The sequence below is a fragment of the Rhizobium sp. BT03 genome (assembly GCF_030053155.1).
GTDB lineage: Bacteria > Pseudomonadota > Alphaproteobacteria > Rhizobiales > Rhizobiaceae > Rhizobium.
Map to the genome: position 1 here is coordinate 4,252,024 of NZ_CP125640.1, position 18,942 is coordinate 4,270,965.

At 62.5% G+C, this 18,942-nt stretch carries 18 protein-coding genes; 9 read left to right on the forward strand and 9 right to left on the reverse strand.

What is annotated here, in order from left to right:
• Positions 1–19 precede the first annotated feature (19 nt).
• Positions 20–829 carry a DUF255 domain-containing protein gene (locus QMO80_RS20620; protein ID WP_283198141.1) on the reverse strand — a complete coding sequence of 270 codons (810 nt, stop codon included), beginning with the start codon at positions 827–829 and terminating at the stop codon, positions 20–22.
• Between the two features lie 76 nt (positions 830–905).
• Here QMO80_RS20620 and QMO80_RS20625 point away from each other — a divergent pair, with 76 nt between their 5' ends.
• Positions 906–2,033 carry an ATP-dependent RecD-like DNA helicase gene (locus QMO80_RS20625; protein ID WP_283198142.1) on the forward strand — a complete coding sequence of 376 codons (1,128 nt, stop codon included), beginning with the start codon at positions 906–908 and terminating at the stop codon, positions 2,031–2,033.
• Between the two features lie 67 nt (positions 2,034–2,100).
• Here QMO80_RS20625 and QMO80_RS20630 read toward each other — a convergent pair whose 3' ends face one another.
• Positions 2,101–2,793: a MerR family transcriptional regulator gene (locus tag QMO80_RS20630; protein WP_283198143.1), complete on the reverse strand. Its 693-nt coding sequence runs from the start codon at positions 2,791–2,793 to the stop codon at positions 2,101–2,103.
• Positions 2,794–3,236: 443 nt separating this feature from the next.
• On the opposite strand from QMO80_RS20630, the gene QMO80_RS20635 reads away from it, so the two are divergent.
• A complete protein-coding gene (locus QMO80_RS20635) occupies positions 3,237–3,989 on the forward strand; it encodes a pyridoxine 5'-phosphate synthase (RefSeq protein WP_283198144.1) in 753 nt (250 codons plus the stop codon).
• 253 nt (positions 3,990–4,242) lie between these two features.
• On the opposite strand, the gene QMO80_RS20640 is transcribed toward QMO80_RS20635, so the two are convergent.
• Entirely contained in the window at positions 4,243–5,130 is an 888-nt protein-coding gene (locus QMO80_RS20640; protein ID WP_283198145.1) for an SDR family oxidoreductase, read from the reverse strand.
• Positions 5,131–5,264: 134 nt separating this feature from the next.
• Between QMO80_RS20640 and QMO80_RS20645 the strand changes: the two genes are divergently transcribed.
• A complete protein-coding gene (locus QMO80_RS20645; protein WP_283198146.1) occupies positions 5,265–5,681 on the forward strand; it encodes a helix-turn-helix domain-containing protein in 417 nt (138 codons plus the stop codon).
• A gap of 17 nt (positions 5,682–5,698) precedes the next feature.
• On the opposite strand, the gene QMO80_RS20650 is transcribed toward QMO80_RS20645, so the two are convergent.
• From QMO80_RS20650 to QMO80_RS20670, 5 genes are all read right to left on the reverse strand, one after another.
• Complete coding sequence (locus tag QMO80_RS20650) at positions 5,699–5,929, reverse strand: DUF6429 family protein (RefSeq protein WP_049733566.1); 231 nt, start codon at positions 5,927–5,929, stop codon at positions 5,699–5,701.
• Between the two features lie 97 nt (positions 5,930–6,026).
• Positions 6,027–7,244: an MFS transporter gene (locus tag QMO80_RS20655; protein WP_283198147.1), complete on the reverse strand. Its 1,218-nt coding sequence runs from the start codon at positions 7,242–7,244 to the stop codon at positions 6,027–6,029.
• Between the two features lie 104 nt (positions 7,245–7,348).
• Complete coding sequence (locus QMO80_RS20660) at positions 7,349–7,966, reverse strand: TetR/AcrR family transcriptional regulator (protein WP_283198148.1); 618 nt, start codon at positions 7,964–7,966, stop codon at positions 7,349–7,351.
• Positions 7,967–8,026: 60 nt separating this feature from the next.
• Positions 8,027–8,944 (reverse strand): bifunctional helix-turn-helix transcriptional regulator/GNAT family N-acetyltransferase, encoded by a 918-nt coding sequence (locus tag QMO80_RS20665; RefSeq protein WP_283198149.1) that lies wholly within the window; start codon positions 8,942–8,944, stop codon positions 8,027–8,029.
• Between the two features lie 234 nt (positions 8,945–9,178).
• The gene (locus tag QMO80_RS20670) at positions 9,179–9,898 is read right to left on the reverse strand and encodes an aspartate/glutamate racemase family protein (RefSeq protein ID WP_283198150.1); all 720 of its coding nucleotides are present in this window, start codon (positions 9,896–9,898) and stop codon (positions 9,179–9,181) included.
• 156 nt (positions 9,899–10,054) lie between these two features.
• Here QMO80_RS20670 and QMO80_RS20675 point away from each other — a divergent pair, with 156 nt between their 5' ends.
• The 5 genes from QMO80_RS20675 to QMO80_RS20695 all read left to right on the forward strand — a co-directional run bounded on the left by QMO80_RS20675 (position 10,055) and on the right by QMO80_RS20695 (position 16,527).
• Positions 10,055–10,519, forward strand: a complete 465-nt coding sequence (locus QMO80_RS20675) for an Lrp/AsnC family transcriptional regulator (RefSeq protein WP_283198151.1) — start codon at positions 10,055–10,057, stop codon at positions 10,517–10,519.
• A gap of 151 nt (positions 10,520–10,670) precedes the next feature.
• Entirely contained in the window at positions 10,671–11,171 is a 501-nt protein-coding gene (locus QMO80_RS20680) for a BA14K family protein (protein WP_283198152.1), read from the forward strand.
• A gap of 249 nt (positions 11,172–11,420) precedes the next feature.
• Entirely contained in the window at positions 11,421–12,686 is a 1,266-nt protein-coding gene (locus QMO80_RS20685; protein WP_283200242.1) for an NAD(P)/FAD-dependent oxidoreductase, read from the forward strand.
• Between the two features lie 371 nt (positions 12,687–13,057).
• On the forward strand, positions 13,058–15,013 hold the full coding sequence (locus QMO80_RS20690) for a translation factor GTPase family protein (RefSeq protein ID WP_283198153.1): 1,956 nt from the start codon (positions 13,058–13,060) through the stop codon (positions 15,011–15,013).
• Positions 15,014–15,195: 182 nt separating this feature from the next.
• Positions 15,196–16,527 carry an IS1182 family transposase gene (locus tag QMO80_RS20695; protein ID WP_283196684.1) on the forward strand — a complete coding sequence of 444 codons (1,332 nt, stop codon included), beginning with the start codon at positions 15,196–15,198 and terminating at the stop codon, positions 16,525–16,527.
• Positions 16,528–16,734: 207 nt separating this feature from the next.
• Here the strand turns inward: QMO80_RS20695 and QMO80_RS20700 are convergent, their stop codons facing one another.
• Positions 16,735–17,781, reverse strand: coding sequence for an NAD(P)-dependent alcohol dehydrogenase (locus QMO80_RS20700; protein ID WP_283198154.1), 1,047 nt, complete (start codon positions 17,779–17,781; stop codon positions 16,735–16,737).
• 203 nt (positions 17,782–17,984) lie between these two features.
• Here QMO80_RS20700 and QMO80_RS20705 point away from each other — a divergent pair, with 203 nt between their 5' ends.
• Positions 17,985–18,893 (forward strand): AraC family transcriptional regulator, encoded by a 909-nt coding sequence (locus tag QMO80_RS20705; RefSeq protein ID WP_283198155.1) that lies wholly within the window; start codon positions 17,985–17,987, stop codon positions 18,891–18,893.
• The last annotated feature ends 49 nt before the right edge of the window (positions 18,894–18,942 follow it).

Consider the following 18,942-nt stretch of genomic DNA (forward strand, 5'->3'; position numbering starts at 1 on the left):
TTGAGGCGGATGGATTGGCCTATTGCCCGACTCGCGTATCGAGTGGAGAAGCAACTTGAGCCTTGTTGCGCATCGCGGTCAGCGAGGTCAGCAGCCTGTCGCGCTCATAGCCTCTGTACCAGTCGGCGCTGTCTCGGCGCACTTCGACGGTGTCGTGCACAAGCTCGGCGGCGAATTTGCCGTCTCCGTCGAGAGTGAAAATAAACGGAATACCAGGACCGAGATGTTTGGCGGCATCCGTCAGGTCGAGCACATCCATGCCATTCGCATATTGCTGATCGATGTGAAGCACGACGAAATTGTCCGCCACATAGGCGTTAAGCCGTTCGGCGCTTTTTGAGATATCGGAAGGCGGACGTTCGTAAAGTGTTGCGGTATGGCTGGGTACAGGCTGGCTCGGGCTGCCAAAGCGATAGGTGAACTTATCCGTCTCGCCATGAATATAGGCGTCGAAGACGTGGCACCATATGCACCATTCAGCACCGTAGGAGACCAGCACGGTTTTGTGCTCCGCAACTGCCTTCGCCATCGCCATCCGATAAATCTCGACCTGATCAGAACACTGATCATAAAGCGTGGCACCTCCATCCCGGCACGTTTCACTTGTCTCCCTTGGAAAAGTTTCGATGGGTTTTCGCGCGAAAGAGGGTTCAGCGGCAACCAACGCAGCGGCAATCCCGATCGCGCCAACCAGGGCAGCGCACGCAAAGGCAGTCTTCTTTAGGGATATCATGCTATTCTTCATCACAACCGTGGGGAGATTTCTTTGCAGGATTTTGCAATGCTTGTCACTGGTGCCACCTTGGATGACGTTAATGAAGTAGGTCATTCCTCCGTCAATCCGGTCGTTCCGCGTTAGTTTCCGCCTTGCCTAACGGCTGCGAATCCTGCCAAGTCGTCCGATCATGCAATTTGCGCCGCAACAAGACGAAGCCCTCAAGGCTGTTTCGAGATGGCTGAACGAAGGGCGCTCGCCGCTCTTTCGCCTGTTCGGCTATGCCGGAACGGGCAAGACGACGCTTGCCCGGCATTTCGCCGAGAATGTCGACGGCGACGTGCTGTTTGCCGCCTTCACCGGCAAGGCGGCGCAAGTGCTGCGTTCGCGCGGCGCCTCCAACGCCAAGACGATCCATTCGCTGATCTACCGACCGCGCGGCGAGGAGGCGGTGGAGGACGAAGAAACCGGCAAGACCTCGATCGCACCGATGTTTTCGATCAACCGGCAAAGCCCGGTCGCCAAGGCGGCGCTGATCATCGTCGACGAATGCTCGATGGTGGACGAGGCGCTCGGCAAGGATCTGATGAGCTTCGGCACGCCGATCCTGGTGCTCGGCGATCCCGGCCAGCTGCCGCCCGTCAGTGGTGGCGGTTACTTCACCAATCAGGATCCGGATTACCTGCTCACCGATATCCACCGGCAGGCGCGCGACAATCCGATCATCAAGCTCGCCATGCAGGTGCGCGAGGGCAACGAGATCATGTATGGTGACTACGGCACCGCCAAGGTGATCTCGAAGAACGAGGTAACGCAGCAACTGGTGCTCGATGCCGACCAGGTGCTGGTCGGCACCAACAGGACGCGGCGGCGCTACAATCAGCGTCTGCGCGAGCTGAAAGGCTTCAATGCCGAATATCCGCAGACCGGCGACAAACTCGTCTGCCTCCGCAACGATCCGGCCAAAGGCCTGCTCAACGGCTCGCTCTGGCAGGTGATGACCTCGTCCAAGGAAACGACGAAGCCCGGCATCAACCTGCTGGTCCGGCCGGAGGACGACGACATGGATCGGGGGGCTGCCAAGATCAAGCTCCTGAAACAGGCCTTCGAGGATGTCGAAGGCGAGATTCCCTGGAACACCCGCAAGCGCTACGACGAGTTCGACTACGGCTACGCGCTGACCGTCCACAAGGCCCAGGGCTCGCAATGGAACGACGTCGTGCTCTTCGACGAGAGCTGGGCTTTTCGCGATACGCGGGAGCGCTGGCTTTATACCGCGATCACACGCGCGGCGGAGACGCTGACGATCGTGCGCTGACCTCGATCGCGCCTCGCGATCTTGGGCGGGAGGCGACGGTGGCGGCCGTCGGGGGGCGCGTATCGGACTATGCCTGCACGATGCCGAGCAGGACGGCCTTGGCGATCGCCTGGAAGCGGTTGTTGGCGCGGAATTTCAGGATGATTCCGGCTTCGAGATCCCTGGTCTCATCATGTTTCAGGTCGAGCGCCCGGGCGATTCGCTGGGTGGAATAGCCCTCCGCCATCAGTTCCAGGCAACGCCGCTCCTGCGAGGTCAGGCTTGCACTGTCCTGGTTGTCGTTGAGCGGTGGTTCTTCGATATTGTCGTCGTAATCCAGAAGGTCGCCCACCTGCTGGAGCTGGCGGTGCAGCGTCGACATCTCGGCCGTCAGCTCGCGCTTGCGCACCTGCAGCGCCTCACGGAACATCGCCTCGGCCCTTTCCTGCGAATCGGCCTTGCGAAGCTCGTCCATCAATTCCTGGATGACGGCGATCGGCATGCCGGTCTCGCGGCAGACGGTGATCACAGCCATGCGCATCACGTCGTCCTGGCCGTAGACCCGCATCAGGCCGATGCGATTGGCAGAAATCAACCCCTTTTCTTCGTAGAAATGCAGTGTCCTGTGCGTAACGCCGAATGCATTGGCCATATCGGCGATCGGCACCGGACCGTCCGGTAGATCCGGCGGCAGCGCGGCCGAAGGCAGGAACCGGTATTTCGACCGGGCCTCCGAAGCGATACCGGCGGCAGCAAACAGGCGTTTGGAACCGTCTGGCATGAACCCTCCTAGGGCATAGTGTTGCACCTCATGCGGATTTGCCAGTTGCTTCCCAGGCGCGGCGAGTGGGGTTTTCCTCTGGGCGTTCTTGTCATTGGGAAAAGAAGCAGTACGCGGCGTACGTTTACGCGATACAATGTCCACGTTATGCGTGAACGATCTTTTTTATAAGTGCTAAAAGTAATCTCTTTTAAATGGGATAGCAACGTGACGACCTGATTTCAGGGTGTGCTGCAGCAAAACATGCGCTGCATTGCAGCGTGGGTCGACCGTCTTCACGGGTGACGGGAATTACTATCTACGGTACGCGGGGAGGGTAATGCCCCACCGACAGCAATGCTCATCAACGATCGGCATCGCATCCATCTGCGAATCTCGTTGGTCATCTCAGGGCACTTGGCTTAAAAGCAGGGCCTCTGTTTCAGCACCGATGGATATCAGCCATGCCCACCAAGCTCTCCGTGAACCTCAACGCGATCGCTATGCTGCGCAACCGGCGCGACCTGCCGTGGCCGAGCGTGGAAGCGCTCGGGCGAATAGCGCTTGCCGCGGGCGCCAGCGGCCTGACGGTGCACCCGCGCCCCGACCAGCGGCACATCCGCTTTTCCGACCTGCCCATCATCCGCAACCTGATCGACGACGAATTCCCCGAGGCCGAGTTCAATATCGAAGGTTATCCGACGGAGGAGTTTTTTGACCTCTGCGCCGGAGCAGCACCGGAGCAGGTGACGTTGGTGCCCGACGATCCCGCGCAGGCGACCTCGGACCACGGCTGGGATTTCCGCAAACATCAGGCGTTTCTGACCGATGCCATCGCGCGGCTGAAGACGATGGGATGCCGGGTCTCCCTGTTTGCCGACGGAGACGGGGATGCTGAAGCCGTCGAGATCGCCAAGGCCGTCGGCGCCGACCGGATCGAACTTTACACCGGTCCCTATGGCGGCTGCTACGACGCGCCGGAACGGGCGGCCCCGATCCTCGAAGCGCTCGGCCGGACAGCGGATGCGGCGCTGGCGATCGGCCTCGCCGTCAATGCCGGGCACGACCTGACGGTCGCAAACCTGCCTGATCTGGTGAAGCGCATTCCGGCGCTTGCCGAAGTCTCGATCGGCCATGGGCTGACGGCCGATGCGCTTGAGTATGGCATGGCCGAGACGGTGCGGCGGTTCTGCCGGGCGTGTGGGCAGGCTGTTTGATCGGGGCGGTTTGACCGCGACTCATACAATTTGTCGCGAGGGAGTCTTCTGCGCCCAAGGACTTGGGCGCGCTGGATCTCTGTGACAAGCACAGAGATGAGGGAGTTTTTGGTAGGCGCCTCCGCCAGATCCGGCCACGGCGTGTCCGCGCCGTGAATGACTCCTCTGCAACGAGGAGGTTGTTCCACTCAGGGATCAAAAATGCCGTGTCCCCGTCCTCAGGTGAAATCCGAGGACGGGGCAAGCCTCAGTCTCAGGCCGTCAAAGCAGGCTTCTGCTCGACAAAGAACTCCTTCAGCGATTGCGGCTGTTTGCCCGTCAGCTTGGTGAAGTCTTCGGTGAGGATATCGAACTTGCCGGCGCGGATGTTGGCGTCGGCGGAGACCAGCATGTCGGCGACGAAGCCGGGGAGGCCGGCGCCGCGCATGCCCTGGCCGAGCTGTTCGTCATTGACGTCGACGACCTCGAGCGGCTTGCCGGCGACCTCCGAGATAATCGCGGCGATCTGGCGGTTGTTGAGAGACGCCGCACCGGTCAGCGTGTAGGTGGCGCTTTCCGATGTGCCGGAGGCAAGCGCTGCGGCGATCGCCAGGGCGCAGTCGTCACGCGAGATCGTCGAGACCTTGCCGTCGCCCGTGGCGCTGTACCATTTGCCGCCCTGCAGGTTGTGCGGCATGCTATGCATGTAGTTGTCGTGATACCAGGCGTCGCGGACGATCGTGTGAGCGATGCCGCTCGCCTTGATGGCGTTTTCGCTGCCGAGGTGATCCGGCGCGAAGGTGACGAGCGAATCGTCCGGCGCCGGCATCGAGGTATAGGCGATGTGCTTGACGCCTGCCTTGACGGCGGCGGCGACGGCCGCCTGGTGCTGGGCGAGACGCTTGCCGGGGGTGTCGAGCGCATCGGTGCTGATGATCAGCAGCCGGTCGACCCCGGCGAAAGCCTTCTCCAGGCCGGCCGTGTCATCGAAATCGGCCTTGCGGGTGAGGACGCCCCTGTTTGCGAGATCGGCAAGCTTTTCAGGGCTGCGCGTTGCCGCGACGATGTTGCCGGGGGCGACCTTGTAGGTCTCGATGAGGTGATGGATGACACGCTGGCCGAGCTGGCCGGCAGCGCCGGTGACCAGGATTGTTTCGCTCATGGATAGTTCCTTCTGCGTTGGCCTTCTGTGTTGATTGGTGGTCTCAAAAAGAGAGCAGCGCTAGAATAGGAATTGACTTGGTGGTGTAAAGGAGGCAGTTTTTCGGCTCTACGTTACCAAAAGGGAACCAGCTCATGGGCGGCGCGGTCGTCAGTCTGAAGAACAGGATGCCGGGGGCGCGGCGCGAGATTGATCTTGCCGGCCTCGATTTTTCCAATTGCCCGGTCCGGGACATGATGCAGCAGATCGGCGGCAAATGGTCGACGCTGCTGCTCGAAGTGCTGGCGGCCGAGCCCCGTCGCTTCGGCGAGCTACGGCGGATGCTTCCCGACATTTCCCAACGCATGCTGACGCAGACGCTGCGTGATTTGCAGAGGGACGGTTATATCGCCCGCGAGGTCTTCCCGACCAAGCCGCCGAGCGTCGAATATTCGATGACCGAACTCGGCCGATCGCTCTACCTGCCGCTGTCGCAGCTGTTGAACTGGGCGGAAGCGAACCACGATGCCGTTCGCGCCGCCCGCTCGCGTTTCGATTCAGCCGACAGCTAGGATGGTGAGAGCCTCTATCACTTCGCGCGGGTAAACAGCGCGCGAAACAGTTCCTCCGAGCGCTGCAACCCTTCGTCGCTCAGAACGACCGACTTGGCCTTGCCCGCCGGATTGGCAATAAAACCCTTCTTGTACAAACGGTCCATGACGTCCCAGTCGAAACCTTTCCAGGCGCGATCGCCGTCATGCAGTGTCAGCCAGAGCAAAGCGAGAACGGCATCGTCGATCTTTTCTTCATCCATTTCCATGCCGGAAGCATCCCTGTAAGAACGAGAAAACCCTGTCGTCCTCTCACTCTAACCGACGCATGATCCTGAGATCGACTCCGATTTTCAAGGCTGTGCGTCAGGTCTTCTGTTCGCTGCGCCCTTCCGTCAGGAACAGCAGGAAGGCGAGCGCCGGGAAGGCGAAGCCGATCCAGGCCGTCATCGTCCAGCCGCCGGTCGCATAGGCCCAGCCGCCGAGCGCCGAACCGAGGGCGCCGCCGGCAAAGAAGGTTGCCATGAAGAGGCCGTTCAGCCGGCTGCGATGTTCCGGGTTCAGCCCATAGATGGCGCGCTGGCCGCAGACGAGATTGGTGGTAACGCCGAAATCGAGCATGATCGCCGCCACGGTCAGAAGGATCAGGGCGGTCAGCGAGCCGTCAGCGGCGAAATGACTGATCAGGAAGGAAGCCATGCCAAGCAGCATGGCAAGCGTCGAGGCGATCTTGGTCATGCCGCGGTCGGCAAGCCGGCCGGCGATCGGCGAGGCGACGGCGCCGGCGGCGCCGGCGAGCGCAAAGAGGGCGATGCCGTTCTGCGTCAGGCCGAAGGCAGGGCTCGCGAGCAGCAAGGGCGTCGTCGTCCAGAACAGGCTGAAGGCACCGAACATGCCGGCTTGGTAAAGGGCGCGGCGCTGCAGCACGCGCGAGGTCAGCGCCAGGTGGCCCATGGAGGCGAGCAGTTCGCCGTAGCGAAGCTTTGTCTTCGGCTGGCGGACCGGCAGGTTTGCGCGCAAGACGACGGCGAGCACGATCATCAGCGCTGCGGTGATGTAATAAACCACATGCCAGGATGAGGCTTCGGCGACGAAGCTGGCGAAGGGGCGCGCCAGCATGATGCCGCAGAGCAGGCCGCTCATGACATTGCCGACGACCTGTCCGCGCGTCGCATCGGGCGCCATGTTGGCGGCGAAGGGAACCAGAACCTGAACGGCGACCGATGACAGGCCGATGCAGAGCGAGGCGGCGAGGAAGGCCGTCGGTGTCGAAGACAGCGCCGCGCCGATCAGCGCAACCGCGGAGACGGCAACCAGCAGCAGCACCAGCCGGCGGTTCTCCGTGAGGTCGCCGAGCGGCACGATCAGCAGCAGGCCGAGGCCGTAGCCGATCTGCGTCAGCGTGACGATCAGGCCGGTTGCAGCAGGCGTGAAGCCGAGTTCGGCGCTGATCGGCCCGGCCAGCGGCTGGCCGTAATAGAGATTGGCGGCCACCAGCCCGCAGGCGGCGGCGAAAAGGAAAGTGAGCCAGGGGGAGAGCGCCCGTGGAATGGCCTTATCAGGCGCGGTGGCTGAAATGCTCATCGGAAACTCCGGTATGATTGAAAGGATTGATCGCAAATCGGTCTGCCGGCGGCCACCCGTTTCCGGGCGCCCAGGGGAATCCTGGCATTCCCCTGGGGGAAATGTCAGGTCACCAGCTTCATCGCGGCTTCGGCAGCGGCGGCCATTTCGTCGCCGCTGCGCTCTGTCTTGCCGATGACGCGCATGCCTTTGGTGAGGCAGAGGAGGGCAAGTGCAGTCGCCGATATATCGATATTCGCCGAAATAGAGCCGTCGGACTGGCCGAGGCGGATCAGGTCGGCGAGAAGCGTCTCGTCGGTCGCAAAGGCGGCGGCGACACGCTCGGCCGCCTCTTCGTCGAAGAGGGCGAGATCGCCGGCGCTTCCAACGACGAGACAGCCCTGCCTGCCGATCTGCCCGTGCGATGAGGCGGCAAAGAAAGTGACGAGTGCACGCAGCTTGTCACGGCCGGTTTCGACACGATCCAGTTCGGTTCTGAGCATGCCGCGGCGCACGGCGCGGTAGCGGTCGAAGGCGGCGAGGAAGATGCCGCGCTTGTCGCTGAAGGCCTTGTAGACGCTGCCGGCGGCAAGCCCCATGGCCTCGGTGAGTTCGCTGATCGAGGCGGCATGGTAGCCGCGCTCGGAAAAGACGCGCAGCGCCGCATCAAGTGCCGCCTCCGCATCGAATTCCCGCGGGCGGCCGCGGCTGCGGGTCTTCTCCTGGAGGGGCGTTGTGTTCATGTCCGCCTAATTAGGAAATGATCGTTTCCAAATCAAGCGAAATTTTTGCGACGCAGCACGTCAGAGGGTGAGGGTCCAGTTTTGGCCGTTGGCCTCCGGACCGAACATTTTATGTCTCTCCTCGGAGACAAGGCGGAAGCCTGATTTGACGTAGATGGCGCGGGCAGTCTCCAGCATGTCGTTGGTCCAGAGCTGGAGTTCGCTGTAGCCTTTCTGCTTGCAGAAGCGGATGCATTCGTCGACCAGCAGCTTGCCGAGCCCGAGCCCGCGGGCTGATTTGTCGACATAGAGCAGCCGCAGCTTGGCGATGCCGTCGCCGCCATTGGTGACGAGGACAGAGCCGACATTGACGCCGCCGCGTTCGGCGATCCAGCAGTATTCCTTTTCGGGATCGAAATTGGCCAGGAATTTGCCGGCGACTTCGGCGACCAACGCCTCGAAACGCAAGTCCCAGCCATATTCCTCGGCATAGAAGCGGCCCTGGCTCTGCACGATCCAGCCGATATCGCCGGCGCGGTGGGCGCGAATGACGGCGGGTGCGGGCTTCGCCGCCGGGTCGAGCAGGGCGCGGATCGTGTCCATGGCCGCAACGACGGCTTGCGGCTCACCGATCGCCAGCTTGTCGAAGCGGGCGGCGATCTGCGCGTTGGCGCGCCGGCCGAGTTCCTCGAACTCTCCGCATCCCCGATCGGTGACATTGATGATCTGGCTGCGCAGATCGGCCGGATCGGGGCTGGTCTCGATCAGGCCTTCCGCGCGAAAGCGCTTGAGGATGCGGCTGAGATAGGCCGGGTCGAGATGCAGGTCGCGGACAAGGGCTGCGGCGCTGACGCCGTCATGCGAGCCGATCTCGAAGAGAATGCGGGCATCCGTCAGCGTGAAAGGCGAGTCGAGATAGGCCTTGTTCAGCAGGCCGAGAAAATTCGTGTAGAAGCGGTTGAAATCGCGGGCGGTTTCGATGAGGGCGGTATCGGACATGGTGATCTCCAGGTGGAGATCTGGCCAGACGTGAGAAGGCTCGCTCCTCGCTCGGCGTCATTCTCGGCCTTGTGCCGAGGATCTGCTGCCCTATCGAACGGAGGCAGATGCTCGGGACAAGCCCGAGCACGACGGAAGAGGGTTGGCGACTGTCCGCACAGGTTGACTAAAATCTCCTGATGGAAACTTTTGTCATGTATTTAGTTGACTGAGTCAACTAAATTGTAGCTGCCATTACGCTGCCTCTTCCGTTTCCGTTTCCTCCGCGCCAAGCGCGAACCCGACGGCCGCGCGGGCATGGATCGTGGTCGTGTCGAAGCCCGGCAATGGCAGGCGGTTGGGATCGAGGATCAGGCAGATCTCGGTGCAGCCGAGGATGATGCTGTCGGCGCCGTTATCCATGGCGCGGTCGATGATGTCGATCAGCTTTTCGCGCGAGCTGTCGTGCACCCTGCCGGCGCAGAGTTCGTTGAAGATGATGTCGTGCACGGTGGTGCGGTCGGCGGCGTCGGGCACCATGATATCGAGGCCGAGGCTCTTCATGCGGTCGGCGTAGAAGCCGTGCTCCATCGTGTAGCGGGTGGCAAGCAGGAGCGGGCGTTTGCGGCCGGCGGCATGCAGCGATTTCGCCGTCTCGTCGATGATATGGATCAGCGGCACGGACACCTTGGCCGCAACCTCGTCGGCTATCAGATGCATGGTGTTGGTGCAGATCAGAATGCAGCCGGCGCCTGCCGCCTCAAGGCGTTCCGCCACCTCGCCGAGACGGCGGGCCGCTCCAGCCCAGTCGCCGGCCTTCTGAAGAGCGACGATCTCCTCGAAATTGACCGAATGCAGGATGAGTTCGGCCGAGGCAAGGCCGCCTTTGCGGGCGCGCACCATCTCGTTGACCAGCCGGTAATAAACCGCCGAACTTTCGAAACTCATGCCACCGATCAGGCCGATCGTTTCCATCTCTTCATGCTCCCATGCTTTGAACTTTCGAAAATGATGCCGCAATGAGGGCGCGGGGTGTTTGCGTTGTTTGTCCTCCATGGCGAATGTATGCTATGAATTTGCGCCATTTCGTTAAATTGCGCAAAATTGGCGCGCAGGGTTCGATTTACACACATGCTGGATGACCGCGATAGACGCATACTCGACATTCTGCAGAGGGATGCAGGCATATCCGTGACCGATCTGGCCGAGCGCGTGGCACTGTCGGTCTCGGCCTGTTCGCGGCGCATCCAGCGGCTGGAGGAAAGCGGCCATATCCTTCGGCGCATCATCGTGCTCGACCGCGAGCGGATGGGCGTGCCGACGACGGTCTTTGCGCTCGTCAAGACGGCTCACCATTCCGACGAGTGGACGGAAACCTTCCGCAGGATCATCGGCGACATCCCGGAGATCGTCGAGGCGCACCGGCTAACCGGCAATCACGATTATATCCTGAAGATCGTGCTGCCGCGCGTCGAGCATTACGACGTGATCTATAAGCAGATCGTGCGCAAGCTGGAACTCTTCGACGTCTCGGCGTCGATCTCGATGGAAGAATTGAAACATGGATTAGGGATACCCGTGGGTTATGCCCGGTGATCTGTCGCCTGGAGCAGGAGCCGTTAATCCTCCGCGCCATGGTTAGCGATTAATTTGTCCCGATACGGAACGATTGTCGACATATTGCGTTCACCTTTGGTTCAAGAGGGGGAAGATGTATCCTCCTCCTGAGGAGTAGAGGAGGACAGTCATGAGAAAGCTAACCGTCGCTGCGTTATGCTTGATCGTGGGGATTCCCGGCGTTACCCCGGCCCAGCCGTTTCCGGCTATCAACCCACCCAGGATCGAAGCTCAGCAGCAGATAGAGCAGGTGCAATGGCGTGGCCATGGCGGCCATTATCGAGGCGGGTATTATAGGGGGCATCACCATAATGGATCGGGCTGGGGCTGGGCCTTGGGTGGTCTGGCCGTCGGGACGATCATCGGCGGCGCATTGGCCCAGCCTTATTATGGCTCGCCATACGGCTATTACGGTCGGCCTTACGGTTATTACGGTCGGCCCTATGGCTACTATGGTGCGCCCTACCGCTATTATGGCCGGCCCTATCGCGCCTATGCATCGTCAGCCTATTATGGAGGCGGCGGAGGCCACGAGGCTTGGTGCTATGCGCGCTACCGTTCGTACAGGGCTTATGACAATACCTTCCAGCCCTATCACGGACCGCGCCGCCAGTGCATTGGTCCCTATTGAGCGGCAGGTTACGCAACTGCGCTGTGAACTGGTTCCAGGCTGCACCTCAACCGAGGCTCGGCGTGGGCAGCTATAACTCTGTCTGATCTCCGCTCCATAAGCTTCGCGTGATTCGATTATCTCAAGCCAATAATCCTGAGTGCCCCCCGACTGCCGTCGGCGCAGGGCAGGCATGCCGAAACGGCGCTTGCAAGCTTCGCGGCGAAGGCCACATTGGCTTTCAGCGAAATGGCGCAAAAGGGGCAGTTCATGGGCGATCATCATATCGTCGTTGTCGGCGGCGGTTTCGGCGGGCTGCAGCTCGTCAACGGGCTGAAGGGGGCGGGTGTGAAGGTCACGCTCGTCGACCGGCGCAATCATCATCTCTTCCAGCCGCTGCTCTATCAGGTGGCGACCACCATCCTCTCCACCTCGGAGATCGCCTGGCCGATCCGCCGCCTCTATGCCGACCGGCCCGATGTGACGGTGCTGCTCGGCGAGGTCACCGGTGTCGACAGCGGCGCCAAGACGGTGTCGCTGCGCAACGGCATGACTCTGGGTTACGATACGCTGGTGCTGGCGACCGGGGCGACCCACGCCTATTTCGGCCGTGACGAATGGGAGCCGGTGGCGCCCGGCCTGAAGACGCTGGAGGATGCGACGACGATCCGCCGGCGCGTGCTGCTCGCCTTCGAGAAGGCGGAGATGGAGAGCGATCCCGCCGTGCGTGACGCGCTGCTGACCTTCACCATCGTCGGTGCCGGGCCGACCGGCGTCGAGCTTGCCGGCATCATCGCCGAGCTCGCGCATTTCACCCTGCCGAAGGAGTTCCGCAACATCGATACGCGCAAGACCCGCGTCGTGCTGGTCGAGGCCGGTTCGCGGGTGCTGCCCACCTTTGCGGAGGAGCTTTCGGCCTATGCTCAGAGGGCGCTGGAGAAACTCGGGGTCGAGATCCATCTCGGCAGGCCGGTGACAGACTGCAATGCGGACGGGGTGAAGATCGGCGAGACCTTCGTCGCCAGCCAGACGATCGTCTGGGCGGCCGGCGTCACCGCTTCGCCGGCGGCGCGCTGGCTTGATGTGCCGGCCGATAGGGCAGGGCGCGTCGTCGTCGAAAAGGATCTGAGCGCGCCCGGCCTGCCCGACGTCTTCGTCATCGGCGACACCGCATCGGTCATGCGCGAGGACGGCAAGCCGGTGCCGGGCATCGCGCCGGCGGCCAAGCAGCAGGGCGGCTACGTCGCCAAGGTCATCCGCGCCCGCCTGTCCGGCAAGCCCGCGCCGGCACCCTTCCGCTACCGGCATCAGGGCAGCCTGGCGACGATCGGCCAGAGTGCGGCGATCATCGATTTCGGCCGGATCAAGCTGAAGGGTTGGATCGCCTGGTGGATCTGGGGCCTTGCCCATATCTACTTCCTGATCGGCACCCGTTCCCGCTTCTCCGTCGCCTGGAGTTGGCTGTGGATCTATCTCAGCGGCCAGCACAGCGCCCGGCTGATCACGCAGAGGGAGACGATGCGGGAGGAGGGGTAGGCGTTCTGTGCCGTCTCTCCGGCCTCATCCTGAGGTGCCCCGAAGGGGCCTCGAAGGACGAGGCCGGTCACCGACGCTTCACCGAGGGATATAAGCATGCAGCCACCCGCCCTCGTGGTTCGAGACGGCCCTGCTGGCCTCCTCACAATGAGGGCTGATCGTTGTGCCCTGGGGCGCACACGCCGACGGCCGGAGTCGCAAAGCAATAGTACCCAAGCTTGACACATCTCCCCACACCGCCTTAGCATCCCGCCCGCGTCTCCTCACCACCCGGGGATGCCGCATCCAGCCGTAACAACGGACAGAGGTTCCAATGCGCCGAGTCACTTCTCACGAAAATCACATCCGAATTTCTGAGAAGTTGGTGGTTCATGCGCACTTTGAATCTGGGCATCCTCGCCCATGTGGATGCAGGCAAGACTAGCCTTACCGAAAGGCTGCTTTTTAATGCCGGCGTCATCGACAAGCCCGGCAGCGTCGATAGCGGCGATACACAGACGGATACGCTCGAACTCGAACGGCAGCGCGGCATCACGATCAGGGCCGCGGTGGTGTCGTTTACGGTCGGCGACAGGACCGTCAATCTGATCGACACACCCGGCCATCCGGATTTCATCGCCGAAGTCGAGCGGGTGCTCGGGTTGCTGGATGCGGCGGTCGTCGTCGTTTCGGCGGTCGAGGGCGTGCAGGCGCAGACGCGCGTGCTGGCGCGGGCGCTGCGGCGGCTCGGCGTTCCCTTCGTCTTCTTCGTCAACAAGGTCGATCGCCTCGGCGCGCGGTATGGGGAGGTGATGGAGGCGCTTGCCGCGCAGCTCGCCGTCCGGCCGATCGCCATGTCTTCGGTCATCGATGCCGGCGGCAAGCTTGCCCGGGTGGAGGCGCTGGATCCGGGAACCGAGCCGCTTTTTTCGGCGCTCTGCGAGGCGCTCGGGGAAAACGACGAGGCGCTGCTCGACGACTATGTGCTCGCCCCGGAACGCCTGACGCGGGAAAGGCTCAGCCGCGCTCTGGCCGATCAGGCGGCGCGCGGCCTGGTGCATCCCGTCTTCGCCGGCGCGGCCATGACCGGCGCCGGCGTGCCTGCGCTCGCCTCGGCCATTGCGGCGATCTTGCCCGAGCGGCACCCCGATCCGGACGGACCGCTCGCCGGCAAGATCTTCAAGATCGAGCGCGGCTGGGGCGGCGAGAAGCTGTGTTATCTGTATCTGACATCTGGCACGGTGCGGCTGCGGCAATATCTCGATCTGCCGAAAGGCCCGGAAAGAGTAACCGCAATCCAGCTCTTCGGGAGCGGGCGCAGTCATGCCGCCGAGAGCTTTGGCGCCGGGCAGATCGCGCGCGTCAGCGGACTTGCCGGCGCCCGGATCGGCGATGCGGTGGGCGGCGATCCGGGTGCGGCCGGAAGGGCTCACTTCGCGCCGCCGACGCTCGAAACCCGCGTCCTCGCGCGGCGGCCTTCGGACAAGACGGCGCTGTGGCTGGCGTTGAGTCAGATGGCCGAACAGGATCCCCTGATCAACCTGCACCGGAACGAAGAGACCGACGAGGTCTTCGTCTCGCTCTATGGCGAGGTGCAGAAGGAGGTGATTCAAGCGACGCTGCTGACGGATTTCGGCCTCGATGCGAGCTTCGAGGAAAGCACGGTCATCCTGGCCGAGAGGCCGGCGGCAATCGGAACCGGCCTGCAGATCCTCTTCAGGGAGCCCAATCCGTTTCTCGCCACCGTCGGCCTGCGGGTCAAACCGCGTCCTGCCGGGACGGGCAACAGCTTTGCGCTCGAAGTGGATGTCGGCCAGATGCCGGTCGCCTTCTACCGAGCGGTCGAGGAAACCGTGTTCGAAACGCTGAAGCAGGGCGTCTTCGGCTGGCAGGTCATCGATTGCCATGTGGCGATGACGGCGGCGCGCCATAGTTCACCGGCCAGCACCGCCGCCGATTTCCGGCAGCTGACCCCCTGGGTGCTGGCATCGGCGCTCTCGGCCGCGCAAACGGTCGTCTGCGAGCCTTTCGACCGCTTTCACCTCGAAGCGCCTGTCGAGAGGCTGAGCAGCGTGCTGACTCTGCTGGCGAAGTCCGCTGCGGCGACGTCGCATTCCGTGATCGCCGATGGCGTGGCGCGGCTCGAAGGCACTCTCGCGTCTCAGATGGTTCAAAGCGTCCAGCAGCAATTGCCGGGGCTGACGAGCGGGGCAGGGACGATGGAAACGGCTTTCGATCACTATGCCCCGATATCGGGGCCACCGCGCCGGCGGCCGCGTTCGGGGCCTGATCCGTTCAACCCGGTGGAATATTTGTTGCGGCTGCAGTCCACGAGAGCCTCATGCTGAGGTGCGCAGGCCGAAGGCCGGAGCCTCGAAGCACGGGGCGGGCGCTCTGAAGTGGCGGCAGAAGCGGCGTTGGCGGATGATGCTTCGAGGCGATCCTTTGGATCGCACCTCAGAGCCTGTGAATGTTTTGTGGCGGTGTCGATGGGATTGTGATTCTGTTGGGTGGTTGATTTGCTTGGGGGATGATGGTGAGCGACGAGCTGTTCGAAGGATTGCCGGTGCATGGATCGCAGCGCAGTGCTCAGGCGGGGCGCGGGGCGGCGCGCATGCGCGAGCCGGTGCGCGATCAGATCGAGTTGCGTGCCGTGGATATCGACAGCTTGATCGGCCAGGATCACGCGGTGCGCGTGATTTGGAGCTATGTCGAGGGACTGGATCTGAGCGCGCTTGAAGATCGGATCAAAGCGCGTGAGCAGCGGCCGGGCCATCCGCCGATTTCGCCACGGCTTTTGCTGGCGCTGTGGCTCTATGCCAGCAGCGATGGCGTCGGCAGTGCGCGGGCGCTGGAACGGCTGTGCGGGAGCCACGACGTCTATCGCTGGCTGTGCGGCGGCGTCTCGGTGAACTATCACACGCTGTCGGATTTTCGGGTTGGTTGCGCCGATCTGCTCGACCGGCTGCTGGCCGAGCATCTGGCGGCGCTTGCCGATGCCGGCCTCGTCGCTTTCGATAATTTGGCGCAGGATGGCGTGCGGGTCCGGGCGAGCGCGGGTGCCGCCTCGTTCGGCCGCAAGGCGACGCTTGATCGGCATCTTTCCATTGCCGAGGCGGTTGTGGATCAGCTCAAGCGCGAGGTCGATGCGCGTTCGGATGCCAGCACTCGGCGCATCGAGGCTGCCAGGCAACGAGCGGCGCGTGAGCGCGGCGAGCGGCTCAGAGCAGCCAAGGCCGCTCTTGACGAGATTCAGCGCCATCGCCAAGCGCGCGAAGAAAAGCGCGGCAATGGCAAAAAGCCGAAGGAGCCGCGCGCCTCCAGCACGGATGCGCAGGCGCGGGTGATGAAGATGGCCGACGGCGGCTTCCGTCCGGCTTATAATGTGCAGGTTGCGAGCACCGCCGGCGAGCAGTTCGTGGTCGGGCTCGAGGTGACCAATGCCGGCTCCGATCGCGGCCTCATGCGGCCGATGCTGGAGCGGTTGCGCGCGCTGAGCGGCCATCTGCCGCGCCGCTATCTCGCCGATGGCGGCTTTTGCAGCGCTGAAGATATCGAGTGGGCGCACGGCGAAGGGGTCGAGGTCTTTTGTCCGCCCACGCAGTCCAAACACGGAACCGATCCCTTCTTGCCGCGGCGCGGCGACGGTGCGGGTGTGTCAACCTGGCGGACCCGCATGGGAAGCGAGACGGGCAAGGCTCAGTACAAACCCCGCTCGATCTGCGAATGCATCCATGCCCGCTGGCGCAACTGGAATCTGCGACAATTGACGGTGCGCGGCATCGAAAAGGTCCAGGCCGTCGTGCTCTGCTACGCACTCACCAACAATATCCTGCAAGGCCATCGGCTTGCCAATGGCTAAACCAGGGCAATCACCCTGACGCCAACACGCGACCATCAAAACGCACCGCGTAATCGGCTAACGCTCGATGGCATCAGCCAGCCAAGACCAGCCAACACTGGCCTGAAACGCACAAGATTCAAAAGCTTCACAAGCTCTCAGCATGAGGGCCGGTGGAGTATGCCGTTATCAAAAAAGGCGGCCCCCGAAGGAGCCGCCTCTCATTCATCAAGCCGCCAGTGAGGCAATATCGATGACGAAGCGGTAGCGGACGTCGCTCTTGACGACGCGCTCATAGGCTTCGTTGATGTCCTGGATCTTGATCTTCTCGATCTCGGAGACGATGTTGTGCTTGCCGCAGAAGTCGAGCATTTCCTGGGTTTCCTTGATCGAGCCGATCATCGAGCCCGCAAGGCTCTTGCGCCCGCCGATAACCGAGAAGGCGTGGACCGGTACCGGATGCTCGGGAACGCCGACCAGAACCATTGTTCCGTCGGACTTCAACAGGTTGAGATAGGCGTTCCAGTCGATCGCCGTGCCGACCGTGTTGATGATGAGGTCGAAGCTGCCGGCGAGCTTGGTGAAAGTCTCGGCGTCGCTCGTTGCATAATAGTCCTTGGCGCCGAGCTTGAGGCCGTCTTCCTTCTTCGACAGCGATTGGGAGAGGACGGTGATGTCGGCACCCATGGCTGCACCGATCTTCACGCCCATATGGCCGAGACCGCCCATGCCGACGATCGCGACCTTCTTGCCGGGACCGGCTTTCCAATGCGCGAGCGGTGAATAAAGCGTGATACCGGCGCAAAGCAGCGGGGCGCCGGAATCGAGCGGAATATTGTCGGGGAAGCGCAGCACATAACCTTCCTTGACGACGATCGAGTCGGAATAGCCGCCGAAGGTCGGGGTCGTGCCGTCCGCTTCATAGCCATTATAGGTCGGGACGAGGCCCGGCAGATAGTGTTCGTAATCCAGATCGCGCGCGGCGCAGCCGACGCAGGAATCGACGAAGCAGCCGACGCCGACGCGGTCGCCAACCTTGAATTTCGTGACCTTGGAGCCGACGGCGGAAACGACGCCGGCAACCTCGTGGCCCGGCACCATCGGGAATATGGAATTGCCCCATTCGTTGCGGGCCTGGTGAATGTCGGAATGGCAGACGCCGCAATATTGAACCGCGATGACGACGTCGTCGTCGTTCGGCTCGCGGCGTTCGAAGGTAAAGGGGGTCAGCGGTTGCGACGCGTCGGTTGCGGCATAGCCTTTTGCGATAGCCATCTGAAGCTTCCTTTTGGGGTTGGGAGGGGTTGAGCGGGATGGCAGACTATTGCCCGGATGTTAGCGAGGGCGTTAGAGCGATCCTCTCAGCTTCTTGCACGATCCTGCAAAAGTCGGGCACCCGCCTGTTTGCGAAATGGCAAAGACACTCTAGATAAGGGCGGTATCGCCCGCGCCAGACAGCTGACAGAGAGAGTTGCAGCATGACTTTGCCCTTCAGCCCCTATCAGGAGATCGTCGATATCGCGATGCGCTTTGCGCCTCACGACGGTGAGTTCTCCACTTCAATCGGCAATCTTCATGTCAGCCGCCGGTCCAAGCCCAGCGATCCCTTGCACAGCAGCTACCGGCCCTGTTTTGCCTTCGTGCTACAGGGAGCCAAGAGCCTTCAGCTCGGCACGGAACAGATCAGCTACGGGACGGGGGATTATCTACTGACCTCGCTCGACCTGCCCGTCGCCTGGCGGGTCACGGAGGCAAGCCCCGAGGTTCCGCATCTCTGCCTGGGGCTGGCAATCGATTCCGAAAAGCTTTTGGAGCTGCTCAGCCGCATCGATATTCCGCGTCCGGCCGCCCATACCGACGGGCAGCGCGGCATGGTGGTGAACGTGGCGCCGCCGGAACTGATGGATGCCGCCATCCGCCTGCTGCGCTTGCTCGATCGTCCAGGCGACATTCCCGCCATGGCGCCACTGATCGAGCAGGAAATCCTCTACCGGGTGCTGACCGGGCCGCATGGCGCCCGGCTGATCAACATCGCCACGTCAGACAGCCACAGCAACAGGATCGCTCGCGCCGTTGCGTGGCTGAAGGAGAATTTCGCCCGGCCGCTGCGCATCGAAGACCTCGCCGAGCGCGTCAACATGAGCGTCTCGTCCTTCCATCACCACTTCAAATCGGTCACGGCGATGACGCCGGTGCAGTATCAAAAGCAGCTTCGCCTGCATGAAGCACGCCGGCTGATGTTCGTCGAGCGGCTCGACGCCGGCACCGCCGGCCACCGCGTCGGCTATCAGAGCCCGTCGCAGTTCAGCCGCGAATACAGCCGCCTTTATGGAGCCTCGCCCGCCCGCGATGTCGATGGCGGGCGCGAGATCATGGCGGCGGAATAGTATTCAAGGACCTTCGGCGGCCGCCATCCGGTCATTAAAGGATGTTTGA